The sequence below is a fragment of the Fulvivirga sp. genome, assembly GCF_040218215.1.
Lineage (GTDB): Bacteria > Bacteroidota > Bacteroidia > Cytophagales > Cyclobacteriaceae > Fulvivirga.
Map to the genome: position 1 here is coordinate 440,480 of NZ_JAVJQL010000028.1, position 13,532 is coordinate 454,011.

Consider the following 13,532-nt stretch of genomic DNA (forward strand, 5'->3'; position numbering starts at 1 on the left):
AGCAGAGTGACACAGAGAAGATTTTCAGCAAGGAAAAGATTGTCTCCTAAATTTATGATTATCCTATTTCGGAACTTGGGCCGGTTGAATAGGTTTCTTCTTCCTATTGGCCAGATAAACTCCAAAGATAATAGCCGCCATGCCCAGGTAGTGGCCAAGGAAAAGTTCTTCTCCATCTAAAATCCCCCAGATTACTGCCACTATGGGTATTAAGTAAGTAACAGAGCTGGTAAAAATTGGAGTCGTTATTTTTACCAATTGGTTGAAAAGGATAAGGGCAATCGCAGTTCCCATTACACCCAATAAAACAATAGCACCTAATGAGAAATATGCTCCCTCTTCAGAAGCAAGCTTATCAACAAAAGGGGTCATTATAAACAAATAGGCTATTGCCAATGGTCCTACCAGCATTAAAGAAATGCTGGTTATGGTCCTAGCTCGTAAATCAGGAATTTTAAACTTGATCAAATTCAAATTAGCGCCATAAAAAATAGTAGCCAATACCACCAAAAGTGCATAATAATTCAAAGCACTCAGGTCTCCTCCGGTGCCTGCAAGTATCAGCACTACAGTTCCTCCAAATCCAATAATCAAGCCCAGCACTGTTTTGGCTGTAAACTTCTGACTGTAAAACACCGCACCGATAATCATGGTGAAAAGTGGTGTTAAAGCGTTAAGAATCCCGGCTACTGAGCTCGGTATTTGAGTTTGGGCTTTGGCGAATAAAAAGGCCGGTATAAAGCTTCCAAAAAGCCCTACACAGAGTAACAGTACCCAATCTTTCCTTTGGACATTTTTCAGTCCTTTAATTGCAAAAGGTAAAAGAAATGTAGAAGCTGCTATTATTCTGATGGCACCTACTTCACCAGCACTAAATACATCAAGGCCTCTTTTTATCAAAATAAAAGAACTCCCCCAGATCAATGACAGTACAGCCATCAACACCCAGGCAAGGGCACCAGTTTGCTTGGTCATAATTACAATAAGAATAGATGAACGCAGTGCTTAAACTGCCGCGTAAACTTCCTGAAAATTTTCCTTAATATCCTGAAGTACTTCAACAATTTCTGCGTGGCTATCTAGTGTAACCAGCTTCATTCTATAAGGCTTGAAATTAGGCAATCCTCTGAAGTAGTTTGTGTAATGTCTGCGCATTTCAAAAAGGCCTTGCTTCTCACCTTTCCACTGTACAGAAAAATCCAGATGCTTTTTAGTAACCTCTATCCGGTCATTCAAGGTTGGCTCTTCCAATTTCTTTCCTGTTTCCAGAAAATACTTAATTTCATTAAATATCCATGGATAACCAATGGCTGCTCTGCCAATCATTATCCCATCAACTTCATACTTATTTTTATATTCAAGTGCCTTCTCAGGACTATCAATATCACCATTACCAAAAATTGGAATGTGGATATCAGGATGGTTTTTGACCTCGGCAATTTTAGTCCAATCGGCTACTCCTTTATACATCTGCTGGCGGGTACGCCCATGTATGGTCAAAGCCTGGATACCAACGTCTTGTAATCTTTTGGCCACTTCCACAATTCTGATGGTGCTATCATCCCAACCCAAACGAGTTTTAACAGTAACTGGCAGTTTAACCTGCTTTACTATCTCCTCAGTCATTTTCTGCATCTTCGGGATGTCAAGCAAGATACCTGCACCTGCTCCCTTACATGCAACTTTCTTAACCGGACAGCCATAGTTAATATCTACCAACTCTGGCTGTGCCTCCTCTGCAATAGCGGCAGCCTCGCGCATAGACTCTATCTTATCACCAAAAATCTGAATCCCGATAGGGCGCTCGTAATCATAGATATCAAGTTTCTGCACACTTTTAGCCGCATCTCTAATAAGCCCTTCTGCCGAGATAAACTCCGTGTACATCAAGTCAGCACCATTTTCTTTACATACCGCTCTGAATGGAGGGTCACTAACATCCTCCATGGGTGCCAGTAATAATGGAAATTCACCAACCTCAATATTTCCGATTTTAACCATTTTGATAATGCTTACTTTAGTGACCTTTAAAATAAACTGTAAATTTAGATCAAATTATGGACATAATTAAAAGTGAGGTAGAATTGCCAGGTGGAAGTCAGGGTGTTTTTAATGCTTTTGTCCTTCTATTTATAGCGCTCATTGGTTTTATTATCATTGGTCCACTCATTGGATTTATAATAGGAATACCCTTTTACTCCCAGGATCTTACTTCGCTTCAAAATACCTTAGCTGACCCAGCCTCCAGCCCAGATGGCAAAACATTGCTGTATTTTCTTCAAGCTGGCTCCACTTTAGGGATGGTTCTTGTGCCACTCATATATGTAAAGGCCAAAATGCACATTCCTGTAAAGGCCTTCTTTGCCAACACTTTAAGTATAATAGGCCTTGGCCTGGCGGGCATCATCACTTTTACATTTATGGGTTTTAACAGCCTCATTATTGAGTGGAATGCCAACGTTAACTTGCCAGAATTCTTAAGTGGTTTTGAGCAATGGGCTCAGGAAAAAGAGCAAATGGCGGCAGAGCTTACAGGTTTTCTAGCCACATTCGACAGTAACGCTCAGTTCATTGTAGCCTTATTTATTATGGCTGTTTTTCCCGCAATAGCAGAGGAATTTGTCTTCAGGGGTCTGGTACAAAACAGGCTATCCAAAGGCATTGGTAATGCGCACTGGGCAATATGGATCAGTGCAGCATTGTTTAGTGGTATTCATATGCAGTTCTTTGGTTTCTTCCCAAGAATGTTTTTAGGAGCGCTGTTTGGCTACTTGTATCTATGGTCAGGCAATTTACTCATTCCTATTTTTGCGCATTTTGTCAATAATGCATTCACCCTTTGCATGATATATTTCTACAGCGAAGAGATAGTTGCCTACGATATTCAAAATAGCGACCCTCCTGAATTGCCTGCTGTTTTATTATTCACTATTATTACTTCTGGTCTAATTTTCTATTTTCGCAAACATTATCAAACTATAAACTCTAAAGATGGCAGCATGGCAAAAGGTGTATAGCGCTGAACAATCATACAGAGCAGAAATAGTTAAAGATGTATTGGAAGACGCTGCTATAAACGCAGTGATAATAAATAAAAAGGACTCATCTTATAATAACTTCGGTGCTCATGAAGTACATGTATCTGCCGATGATGTTATTAGGGCACTGCAGATTATAAAAAATGACATCGATTTTAAGTAAGTATAGTAATTTAACACAACGTATCATTGCCGCTATATTAGGCGCTTTGCTAATTGGCTTCGGGCTATATTTTAGCGAGTGGCTGTATTTTGTAATTTTTCTTGCCATTTGCATGATTACCCAGCTTGAGTTTTACAAACTCGTAGGCCTGGATGGGATGCTACCTTTAAAAACCTTTGGCACATTTAGCGGGTTCAGTCTTTTTACTTTGTCATATTTCATTGAAAGCGGCCATTTAAATGACAAATACTATTTTCTACTTTTCCCAATAGTAGTCTGTGTTTACCTCATCTATCTATATAAAAAAAATGAAGTAAAACCCTTTAGAGGTATTGCATTTACTTTTTTAGGAATCATTTATGTGGCTATTCCATTCTCATTATTAAATGTCATTGCCTTCAGCCTTGAAGAATATGCTTTTGAGCTCATATTGGGGTCTCTGCTCATTTTATGGTCGAATGATACTGGCGCCTATTTTGCTGGCGTTAGGTATGGCAGAAGAAAACTTTTTGAAAGGGTATCACCTAAGAAATCTTGGGAAGGAAGTTTGGGAGGATTTATCCTGGCCATGGGCATGTCATATACCCTATCGCACTTTAGTGACTCATTAGCACCGTGGCAATGGTTTTCAATTGGTATAATTATCGTAATTTGTGGCACATATGGCGACCTTGTAGAATCGCTTTTTAAGAGAAGTATTGAAATAAAAGATTCCGGAAGATTAATACCCGGTCATGGTGGATTTTTAGATCGGTTTGATGGCCTTTTATTGGCGGCTCCTTTCATTGCAGCCTTCCTTAAAATCTTTTGATAACTCAAGAAGTTATGATTTATAATTACATAAATTTGCAATCGATTTAAACTACCAAAAAACTAGTATTTATGGGTTACATTGAACCTGCACCTTTGAAAGACGAGAAAAACCCTTTCGAGGCAATGATGTCAAGATTTCATATTGCTTCACAAATTTTAGGGTTGGATGATGAAGTGTACAACGTACTAAAATCTCCTGCAAAACAAGTAATCGTATCGCTACCCATCACTATGGATGATGGCTCCATCAGAGTGTTTGATGGTTATCGCGTAATTCACTCCAATATCCTGGGGCCATCTAAAGGTGGTATCCGGTTTGACCCGGGGGTTAACCTTGATGAGGTAAAAGCCCTTGCCGCTTGGATGACCTGGAAATGTGCCGTAGTTGATATTCCTTATGGCGGTGCCAAAGGTGGTATCAAGTGCAACCCAAGGGAGATGTCTGCAGGAGAAATCGAGCGTTTGATGAGAAGTTATACCTTATCAATGATTGAAATATTTGGACCTGACAGAGACATTCCAGCACCGGATATGGGAACGGGACCAAGGGAAATGGCCTGGTTGATGGATGAGTACTCAAGAACACAAGGTATGACCATTAACTCTGTAGTTACTGGTAAGCCTTTAGTACTTGGTGGTTCGTTAGGACGAACTGAAGCCACTGGACGTGGAGTAATGGTTTCTGCATTGGCAGCTATGGAAAAATTAAAAATCAATCCTTACAAGGCCACTTGTGCTGTACAGGGATTTGGTAATGTAGGCTCTTTTGCCGCCCTTCTGTTAGCAGAAAGAGGTGTGAAAGTAGTGGCTGTGAGTGACCTTTCCGGTGCTTATCATAATGAAAACGGTATTGATATAAAAGCAGCCATCGATTATAGAAATGGCAATAATGGCACACTTGAAGGGTTTAACGGTGCTGAAAAAATTGATAATGCTGAATTATTGACACTTGAGGTTGATGTGCTTGTGCCTGCAGCTACCGAAGATGTTATTACTTCTCAAAATGCTGATCAGATAAAAGCTAAGCTAATTGTTGAAGGTGCTAATGGCCCTACTTCAGCCAAAGCTGATAACATCATCAATGAAAAAGGAATTATGGTAACCCCTGATATTTTGGCAAATGCCGGTGGTGTTACTGTTTCTTACTTTGAGTGGGTACAAAACAGATTAGGTTATAAGTGGACTGGAGAGCGTGTAAACAGGAGATCTGACAGGATTATGAAAGATGCTTTTGACAATGTTTACAGAACATCACAAGAGCACGATGTGTCAATGAGAATCGCAGCTTATATCGTTGCTATTGATAAAGTTGCTAAAACTTACAAATTTAGAGGCGGATTCTAAACCTAAATCAAATTACATTTTGACTATACATAAAGAAGGCAGGTTATTATTATTGGTAATGCTAATTGTGTTGGCAACTATCAACATAGCACTATATCAAAGCTACGGTGGCGGTATGGTAGTACAAATATCGGGTGTTGCGAGTACGATAATCTTCCTTCTTGTTTTACAGTTTTTCAGAAACCCTATTTTCAAGATTAATGCCCAGCCTAACCAGGTGATAGCACCTGCTGATGGTAAAGTGGTAGTGATTGAAGAAACTACTGAAGAAGAGTTTTTGAAAGACAGAAGAATACAAATCTCCATATTCATGTCTCCTGTTAATGTCCATGTTAATAGAACTCCGGTAAAAGGAGTAGTAGAATTTTTTAAATACCATGCCGGCAAATATCTGGTAGCATGGCATCCTAAGTCAAGCACTGAAAACGAGCGTACTACTATGGTGGTAAAGATGGACAATGGCATTTCTGTGCTGGTTCGTCAGATTGCTGGTGCTGTAGCCCGCAGGATCAAATGGTATGTTAATGAAGGCCAAAGCTTAGAACATGGTGAAGAATTTGGCTTCATCAAATTCGGCTCCAGAGTTGATATTTTTCTTCCTGTTGGCACTAAAATTCTTGTAAAAGAAGGTGACAAAACCAAGGGTGGAAGGACTGTGTTGGCGGAGATATGAAGTACTGGTTAAAAGGATTAATCAGCTTATTACTATTCCTCTGCACAAATAATGCCTTTGGTCAAACTGAGAATGCCATCTATTTTGAGTTGCTAGGCAATGGCGGCCCGTACTCTTTGAATTATGAAAAGAATTTAAGTGAAAAATTAATAGCAAGAGTAGGATTTGGTTATTGGAAACAAAACCCGAAATACCCAATGACAGTTGGAAACATCTATGAAACCGAGAAGTATCGTGTTTTTTATACTCCGGTTTTAATTGCATATACAATAGGTATGTCGAAGCATTTTTTTGAGATAGGTTCTGGTTTTTTAATTGGCCATGAAAGTTATATTGCTGCACGTAAAACTCAGGTAATAGTTAATATGACAGGATTCGCAGGTTATAGATATGAAGCAGAACGTGGTTTCTTATTAAAATTTGGGATAACTCCTCATTATGTCATATCACCAGAGGAAAATGCCCTAATTAATACATTTTGGTATTCAGGAGGTTTAAGTTTGGGTTATCATTTTTAAAGTAATAAACCACAGGGTTCCGCAAAGGATTTTCTCTGCTCCACTCTGTGAACTCAGCGGCTAATAAAACTATAACTTCTCTTCAATTATCTTCATCAGCTGCTCTAAATATTCCTTATCTATTTCATCAAAATCATTCAGCTGATCACTGTCCACATCAAGGATTAATTGTACTTCTCCATTTTTAGAAGCGGTTAAAACTATCTCTGATTTAGAATCTGAGCTACAGGCAATGTGTCCTGGAAATTCATCAACATTAGGCACTAGTACAGTTTCATTCTTCTCCCATGCTGTTCCGCAAACACCCTTGCCCATTCTAATCCTTGTGCAGGCAATTGGTCCCTGGAATGGCCCCAGTACCAATTCATCATTTTTCACTATATAAAAGCCCACCCAAAAGAAATTCATCCCGAATTTCAAGGCAGCTGCTATGTTGGATAAGTTCGCTATCAAATCGTCCTCATATGAAATGAGTCCTTCTATCTGAGGTAATAATGATTCGTACTTTTCTCTCTTATCTGTAGAGGTGTTGATGATTAGTTCTTCTGCCATTGTTTCTTATATCTGCCGTCACTTCGATCCGCCAGTTGGCGGAGAGAAGCCCCCCAATTAATAAAGGAGACTTCTCACTTCGCTAAACTCAGTTTCGAAGTGACGATTGTTATTTCCTATTTCTGTAAACCAACAATTTATCTTCGTTAATAATTTCTTCCTGATGTGGTAAAGATATTCTGGCCGCATCTATACCTCCGCCAAAAACCGTTTCTGAAATAAAAACCCTGGCTTCATCCCACAAATGAGCATCAATCAAATTCTTATGCAATGCCGCACCCCCTTCAATAATGATGGATTGAATGTCTCTTTGATACAGGTCTTTGAAGATGTTTTTGAGCATATCCTCTTCCTCCACTTTTATCCATTCTATATTTTCAGCGGACTCATCTTTTTTAAGATTATAGCATAAAGTGAGAATACTGCCATCAAATAGGTTAAGCGTACTTGGAAGTTCTAATTTCTTATCGATTACCACTCTCACAGGATTATCACCTGACCAATCCCTCACATCTAACCTCGGATTATCATACTGGGCAGTATGCGTAGCCACCATAATCGCATCCTCCTCACCACGCCACTTGTGCACCAGCTTCCTGCTTTCTTCCCCACTGATCCATTTAGAATCATAATTCTTTCGTGCTATATATCCATCAGCAGTTTGCGCCCATTTCAAAATGATATACGGCCTGCTCTTTTCTAAGAATGTAAAGAATCGTTTGTTCAACTCCCTGGATTGAGTTTCCAAAATACCTGTCTCTACTTCTATGCCAGCATGCTTTAATTTCTCTATACCTTTGCCACCTACCAATGGATTCGAGTCCACATTGGCGATTTTTACAGCCTTGAGTTTATGTTCAACAATGAGGTCAGCGCAAGGAGGAGTTTTACCATAATGAGCACAGGGCTCAAGGTTGACGTATAAGGTGCTTTGAGATAAAAGCGACTTGTCATTTACAGCATTAATGGCATTTACTTCGGCATGAGCCTCGCCATATTTCTGATGCCAGCCTTCACCAATAATCTTTCTGTCATGAACAATCACACACCCCACCATTGGGTTAGGACTCACCTGTCCAAAACCAAGTTTGGCAAGATCAATTGCCCGTTGCATATAAAATTCATCTATATTTACGCCCAAAGTCATATATTGGTGTTTTAAACAAGCTTTGCAATGTTAGCAAACCCTATCTGATTAAACACAATGTCAGAAATTATTCCCGATTCTTCGAAAAAATTATTGCAATATGTGATTAACAATATCACTATTGATGAATCTGATCAGGAAAAACAAAGCCTGGCTTACATCATTATTGATGAGCTTTTTAATATCAATAAGTCAGAGATCATTACTGATAGGTCTATCAACATCAGCAAGTCGCAGGGCAAAGAATTAAAGGCCTTTATTGAAAGAATAAATAAGAATGAGCCTATTCAATATATACTGGAAGAGGCTGAGTTCTATGGCCGAAAGTTCAATGTAGCCCAAGGCGTGCTCATCCCAAGAAATGAAACTGAGGAACTTGTTGACTTAATTATCAAAGACAGCAAAGAGAAGAAAATTAAGTTTCTTGACGTTGGAACAGGTAGCGCCTGCATCCCCATCACTCTGATTAAAGAGCTTAAGTTGAATAAAGGTTATGCTATTGATTTTGACCCCAGGGTGATAAAAATAGCCAGACAAAATGCTACCAGGCATAATGTGGATATTGACTTTTTGATGATCGACATATTGACAGAGCGAATTCCTGTGATTGGGCTTGATGTTTTGGTGAGTAACCCACCTTACATCACAGAAAGTGAAAAGGTGCTGATGAAGCCAAATGTACTAAACTATGAGCCTAATACTGCGCTTTTTGTCAGCGATGAAGACCCATTAATTTTCTATCAGAAAATTGCTTCCGCTGGCCGTGGATGCCTGAGGGATGAAGGGCGGTTATATTTCGAAATTAATGAGCGTTTTGGGAATCAGGTGGCGCAGTTGCTGGAAAATGAGGGTTATAAAAACATTGAAATCATTCAGGATATTAATGGCAAAGACAGAATTGTAAAGGCGTCAAACACTTTGACCTAACCAAAACCCCTCTTGTCCGCTGATTACCGTTTGACCTTCTTCCTGCACTTTACAAACACATTCTCCTGACAATAACTCATATTCTAAAGGTTTCTGATTTTGAGTGACCCTGATTGAGTCACTTCTAAATTTTAACACAGCACCAGCCGGCAGTCATTTGCTGAAAGTTGATTCCCTGCTATAAATCCATTTGACCCTTTGGTCATAAATTACCAGGTCAAGCTGGTTGAGGAATGGATTAATTAAATTCAATGTCTCCTCTGTAGGCTCTAACAATAGATTTGCTGCTTTATATTTTGAAGCTGTTAAATAATAAATGACCTGCAATAGATCATCGTCTGAGGTGTTTTTTGAAAGATATTTAAAAGGCTGTTGATGGGATAATAAAGACATAACCGATTCTTTTCCCTCTATTGAGCCAATAACCACATCTATTTTGAAGCCGTAAGGCAGTAGCTCTTCTATCAACTCTGATTTTGTGATTACGGTAGGGCTCCACTCAAGCAATTCCTGAATAGTTTGTTCATTGAAGCATGGGTTGAAAACTATTAATGCAGGTTCCTGCTCATCCCTGACTATATGATGCGATGACATTATGAACGAGGGTGCATGTCAACAATGTGCTGAGAAAATAGTCGGTACAACTCAGCCAGTCGCTCATTATTGTCAAGATATTCCATATGGCTATCCAGCGTTTCAAAATCATGGCGCTTAGCCGGGCCGGTCTGTGCATTATGTGGCCCTAGTTCAAAGCTTTTGTTTAACGTTTCAACAATCAATGGCTTTAAAAGATCAAAGTCCATTTTGTTGGCGTTGAGTATGTCTTCTGCAATGGCCATACAGTGATTTGTGAAATTACAGGCAAATACAGCAGCTACGTGTAGCGTTTTTCTATCTGCACTATTAATAGTAACTACTTTTTTGCTGATGCTTTTGGCAAGGCTTTTCAGTGCCTTCTCCGTTTCAGGATCTTCAGCTTCTATGCAGATAGGAATATCCTCAAAATTTACTTTCTTGGATTTACTAAAGGTTTGCAAAGGATAAAAAACGCCTATGAATTCTGATGCCGTATACCCTAAAATACCAATCGACTTGGCACCAGATGTATGCACCACAAGAGCATCCTCGGGCAGGACTATTTCCTGAGCCACATCATCAATGGCATCATCACTAACAGAAATAATAAAAATTTCGGAATTGCTCCCAGAGAAATCAAGGTCTTCCTTTACCTCCGCCTGGTAAAGACGATCGACCAGCTTAGAAGCATTTTTTGAATTCCGGCTATAAACCTCTCTTACAACGTGGCCTGCATTTTCCAAGGCTGGCGCCAGATGCCATGCTACATTTCCTGATCCAATAAAAGATATGTTTTTGCCCATAGGCTTTTGAAGTTATTCCAATCCTTTGTTTTTCATTTTCTGAAATTCGGAATACCTTCTGTTAATAGCAACCCCAAAACCAATTACCAGAATAAATGTACCTAGCCAAAGCAGATTAATATAAGGCTTTTCAAGTGCCTTAAGCACTACCCAGTTCTTTTGCCTTGTATTGGCGCCTATAGAAAAATTATTAGTCTCAGGATGAACATTCAATAAAGTAAGCTTCAGCCCTAGATCATCCACTTCATCAGATATTCTGCCAACAAGCCCATCTTTAATCAGGAATACAGGCTCTGAAATATAGTCTCGCTCTTCACCCTGTACTTTAATTCTCGCTCTTATAGCTACATCTTCCGATGTTAAGTCTACTCCGTCCAAAGTCTCCAATCTCTGTAGCCCTTCCACACTAGCCACATAATCATTGACAAAGAAGTTTTCTTCAATACCCACTCTAAACTCCTCCATTTCACTCCACTCCTGTTCCTCTGTAGGGTTACGCACAGAGCTCACATGCGTGTAAAGGTCGCTGCTTAGTCCTCGCTTTATATCTGGTGAAGCTAATAATCCTCCCATGGCTTCATTAACCTGCGCCCTTGGGTATAATGTAAATGTTTCACCATCTTTTGTGGTGTATTCAATCTCGTAGAATGTATTTTCCGGAGCGATTTCTATAGTATCATTAACATCAAAAATCAATTCATCTCCTTTAAAGATTTGAGTTTTTGCTGTAACCAAATGAGCAACTGCTGTCTTAGCAACATCATTTTTAGAGATAAACATATTCTCATTCACAGGCTCTAACCGCTCCCCTTTGTACTTCAAATCATAATCGAGCATCGTTTTCGGCTCGTTGATGAACAGGAGCAGATTCTCACTATTAAACTCTGCTGATGACTCTTTTGAGATGAGCATGCCAGTATTGTTCAGGGAAACTACCTTAGAATACCCTGCTGAAAACATGATTCCGATAAGCATTAGTCCAATACCAATATGGGTAATAGCACCACCAGATAATTTGGGACTGCTTTTGAATAGGCCAATTAAGATTTTTCCATTGGCAATAACAGTAAATACTCCAGCTAATAACAAAATGATATAAGCGGGATCAGCCACATCTCCGAAAAGGATAATTGCAGAACTTACTATCAGAGTCAAAACCAAAGGGACAGTCAGGTTATCCTTTAAAGTTTTAAGGTCTATTTTCTTCCACCAGAAAAACTGCCCCACGCCTGACAGTAAGGCCACTACTACAGCAAACCACAATTGGAATTTAGAGTAATATTCAATCTGATTGGCGGGAGGTGCAAAATTTCCAATGCCACCAAAAAGTTCAATTACCTTGTTAAATACAGGAATTGATGTAGGTATCAAAACCTGAAAACCCATTAGGCATAATGACAGGGCTCCTATGAAAATCCAAAATTCACGGGAATAAGTATCGGCTTCCTTCTTGCTAGTTGGAATTTCCTTCCATCTGACTACAGCCAGAACTATAGCAATTGCCGTAAAGAATATTAGATATATTAAAAGCTGGCCGGATAGACCCAAATCTGTAAATGAATGTACTGAAGCATTTCCTAGCACCCCACTTCTTGTCAAGAATGTAGAATATAAAATCAGGACAAAAGATGTAATCACCAATACGATCGCAGATTTCAAAGCAGTAGTACTATTCTTATATGCAACCATGGTATGGATAGCGGCTACCAAAAATAACCATGGCACATAAACTGCATTTTCTACAGGGTCCCAGTTCCAGTACCCTCCAAAATTCAATGTCTCATAAGCCCAGTAAGCACCCATCAAAATACCAATACCCAAAATAGCCGCAGAGAACAGGGCCCAGGGTAATGCTGGCCTGATCCATTCTGTATATTTTCTTTTCCATAGTCCGGCTATACAATAAGCAAATGGAATAATGGTTGTTGCAAAGCCTAAAAATAATGTTGGGGGATGGATAACCATCCAGTAATTCTGCAATAATGGATTTAGCCCTGTTCCATCTTGTGGCACAAAATCAGGCTGACTTGCAAAAATAGGAGCTGCTATAGCATCTCTTAAAAGTATGAAAGGTGAGCTTCCTATTTTTAATTCAAGGCCGGGTATAACCACTCCAAGAATCATCGATCCTAGAAATGCCTGAACAGCCGAAAATACAGTCATTACAGGCGCCTCCCAAAACTTGTTAGTAGCTATAATAATAATGCCCAATAAAGCATGCCAGAATAACCAAAGTAAGAAACTGCCTTCCTGTCCTTCCCAAAAACATGAGATCATATAATGCGCTGGCAACCTCCGTGAAGAATGCGACCATGCATAATGATACTCGAAATAGTGATTGTAAATAATAAAGAAGAGGCTAACTACAATGCCAAGTACGGAAATGGCATGAACATAAAAGGCCATTCGACCATTCTTTGTCCAACTGTCAGCTATGGAAATTTCTCCAATTGATGATGCCTTAAAGAAGCAAAAAGCTGCATATAAAGCACTTATAAATGAAACTACAACACAGAAATGACCTAAGTCACCGATAAATTCATGCACCATTATTTTCCTCTTTTCCCTACATTTCAGCGTTTACCGTAGTCTCCTGATATTTAGAAGGGCATTTCATTAATATTTTATCTGCAACAAATAGATCATCATGATATGAACCTATTACCACTACCTTTTCAGATCTGGTGAAATCAGCAGGCATCGGCTCATTATAAAAAACCTCCTGCACTTTACCTTTTTCGTCTTGCATTACAAACCTAAAAGACAGCTTATCTGGTGATGGATATAAGCCTGTTACCTCGCCACTTGAGTCATGAGTGAGTTCACCTACCACATGGATGCTCTTGCTATCACCATTCTTAGCCATTACATAAGCGTCTTCAAAAGAGACATAACTACTGGCATCTCCAGCAGTAGAAATGATAATGCCTATAGCAGCTGCTATTAATACAATTCCAATTATATAAGACCTTTTCATA

General features: G+C 39.3%; 15 protein-coding genes. 7 read left to right on the top strand and 8 right to left on the bottom strand.

Annotation, left to right across the window (positions count from 1 at the left end):
- Nucleotides 1–63: 63 nt before the first annotated feature.
- On the bottom strand, nt 64–975 hold the full coding sequence (locus tag RIB54_RS20240; protein ID WP_350102703.1) for a DMT family transporter: 912 nt from the start codon (nt 973–975) through the stop codon (nt 64–66).
- A 30-nt stretch (nt 976–1,005) separates the two neighbouring features.
- Nucleotides 1,006–2,001 carry a tRNA dihydrouridine synthase DusB gene (dusB, locus tag RIB54_RS20245; RefSeq protein WP_350102704.1) on the bottom strand — a complete coding sequence of 332 codons (996 nt, stop codon included), beginning with the start codon at nt 1,999–2,001 and terminating at the stop codon, nt 1,006–1,008.
- 56 nt (nt 2,002–2,057) lie between these two features.
- Here dusB and RIB54_RS20250 point away from each other — a divergent pair, with 56 nt between their 5' ends.
- The 6 genes from RIB54_RS20250 to RIB54_RS20275 all read left to right on the top strand — a co-directional run bounded on the left by RIB54_RS20250 (nt 2,058) and on the right by RIB54_RS20275 (nt 6,549).
- On the top strand, nt 2,058–3,017 hold the full coding sequence (locus RIB54_RS20250; protein WP_350102705.1) for a CPBP family intramembrane glutamic endopeptidase: 960 nt from the start codon (nt 2,058–2,060) through the stop codon (nt 3,015–3,017).
- Entirely contained in the window at nt 2,992–3,201 is a 210-nt protein-coding gene (locus RIB54_RS20255) for a putative signal transducing protein (RefSeq protein ID WP_350070985.1), read from the top strand. The genes RIB54_RS20250 and RIB54_RS20255 overlap by 26 nt, the downstream gene beginning before the upstream one ends.
- Complete coding sequence (locus RIB54_RS20260; protein WP_350102706.1) at nt 3,182–4,012, top strand: phosphatidate cytidylyltransferase; 831 nt, start codon at nt 3,182–3,184, stop codon at nt 4,010–4,012. Before RIB54_RS20255 ends, RIB54_RS20260 begins: the two co-directional genes overlap by 20 nt.
- Nucleotides 4,013–4,083: 71 nt before the next feature.
- Nucleotides 4,084–5,358 (top strand): Glu/Leu/Phe/Val family dehydrogenase, encoded by a 1,275-nt coding sequence (locus tag RIB54_RS20265; protein WP_350102708.1) that lies wholly within the window; start codon nt 4,084–4,086, stop codon nt 5,356–5,358.
- A 19-nt stretch (nt 5,359–5,377) separates the two neighbouring features.
- A complete protein-coding gene (locus RIB54_RS20270) occupies nt 5,378–6,031 on the top strand; it encodes a phosphatidylserine decarboxylase family protein (RefSeq protein WP_350070994.1) in 654 nt (217 codons plus the stop codon).
- Complete coding sequence (locus tag RIB54_RS20275) at nt 6,028–6,549, top strand: hypothetical protein (protein ID WP_350102709.1); 522 nt, start codon at nt 6,028–6,030, stop codon at nt 6,547–6,549. Before RIB54_RS20270 ends, RIB54_RS20275 begins: the two co-directional genes overlap by 4 nt.
- Nucleotides 6,550–6,618: 69 nt before the next feature.
- Here RIB54_RS20275 and msrC read toward each other — a convergent pair whose 3' ends face one another.
- Nucleotides 6,619–7,101: a free L-methionine (R)-S-oxide reductase MsrC gene (msrC, locus tag RIB54_RS20280; RefSeq protein WP_350102710.1), complete on the bottom strand. Its 483-nt coding sequence runs from the start codon at nt 7,099–7,101 to the stop codon at nt 6,619–6,621.
- A 109-nt stretch (nt 7,102–7,210) separates the two neighbouring features.
- Nucleotides 7,211–8,248: a bifunctional diaminohydroxyphosphoribosylaminopyrimidine deaminase/5-amino-6-(5-phosphoribosylamino)uracil reductase RibD gene (gene ribD, locus RIB54_RS20285; protein WP_350102712.1), complete on the bottom strand. Its 1,038-nt coding sequence runs from the start codon at nt 8,246–8,248 to the stop codon at nt 7,211–7,213.
- Between the two features lie 57 nt (nt 8,249–8,305).
- Between ribD and prmC the strand changes: the two genes are divergently transcribed.
- Nucleotides 8,306–9,175, top strand: a complete 870-nt coding sequence (gene prmC / locus RIB54_RS20290; protein ID WP_350102713.1) for a peptide chain release factor N(5)-glutamine methyltransferase — start codon at nt 8,306–8,308, stop codon at nt 9,173–9,175.
- A 153-nt stretch (nt 9,176–9,328) separates the two neighbouring features.
- On the opposite strand, the gene RIB54_RS20295 is transcribed toward prmC, so the two are convergent.
- From RIB54_RS20295 to RIB54_RS20310, 4 genes are read right to left on the bottom strand one after another with little or no spacing between them, the layout of a single operon-like run.
- Nucleotides 9,329–9,769: a hypothetical protein gene (locus RIB54_RS20295; RefSeq protein ID WP_350102714.1), complete on the bottom strand. Its 441-nt coding sequence runs from the start codon at nt 9,767–9,769 to the stop codon at nt 9,329–9,331.
- A complete protein-coding gene (locus tag RIB54_RS20300; protein WP_350102716.1) occupies nt 9,769–10,554 on the bottom strand; it encodes a Rossmann-like and DUF2520 domain-containing protein in 786 nt (261 codons plus the stop codon). Before RIB54_RS20300 ends, RIB54_RS20295 begins: the two co-directional genes overlap by 1 nt.
- A gap of 12 nt (nt 10,555–10,566) precedes the next feature.
- The gene (gene ccsA / locus RIB54_RS20305; protein WP_350102717.1) at nt 10,567–13,104 is read right to left on the bottom strand and encodes a cytochrome c biogenesis protein CcsA; all 2,538 of its coding nucleotides are present in this window, start codon (nt 13,102–13,104) and stop codon (nt 10,567–10,569) included.
- A gap of 16 nt (nt 13,105–13,120) precedes the next feature.
- Nucleotides 13,121–13,531: a cytochrome c maturation protein CcmE domain-containing protein gene (locus RIB54_RS20310; RefSeq protein WP_350067903.1), complete on the bottom strand. Its 411-nt coding sequence runs from the start codon at nt 13,529–13,531 to the stop codon at nt 13,121–13,123.
- Between the last annotated feature and the right edge of the window lies 1 nt (nt 13,532).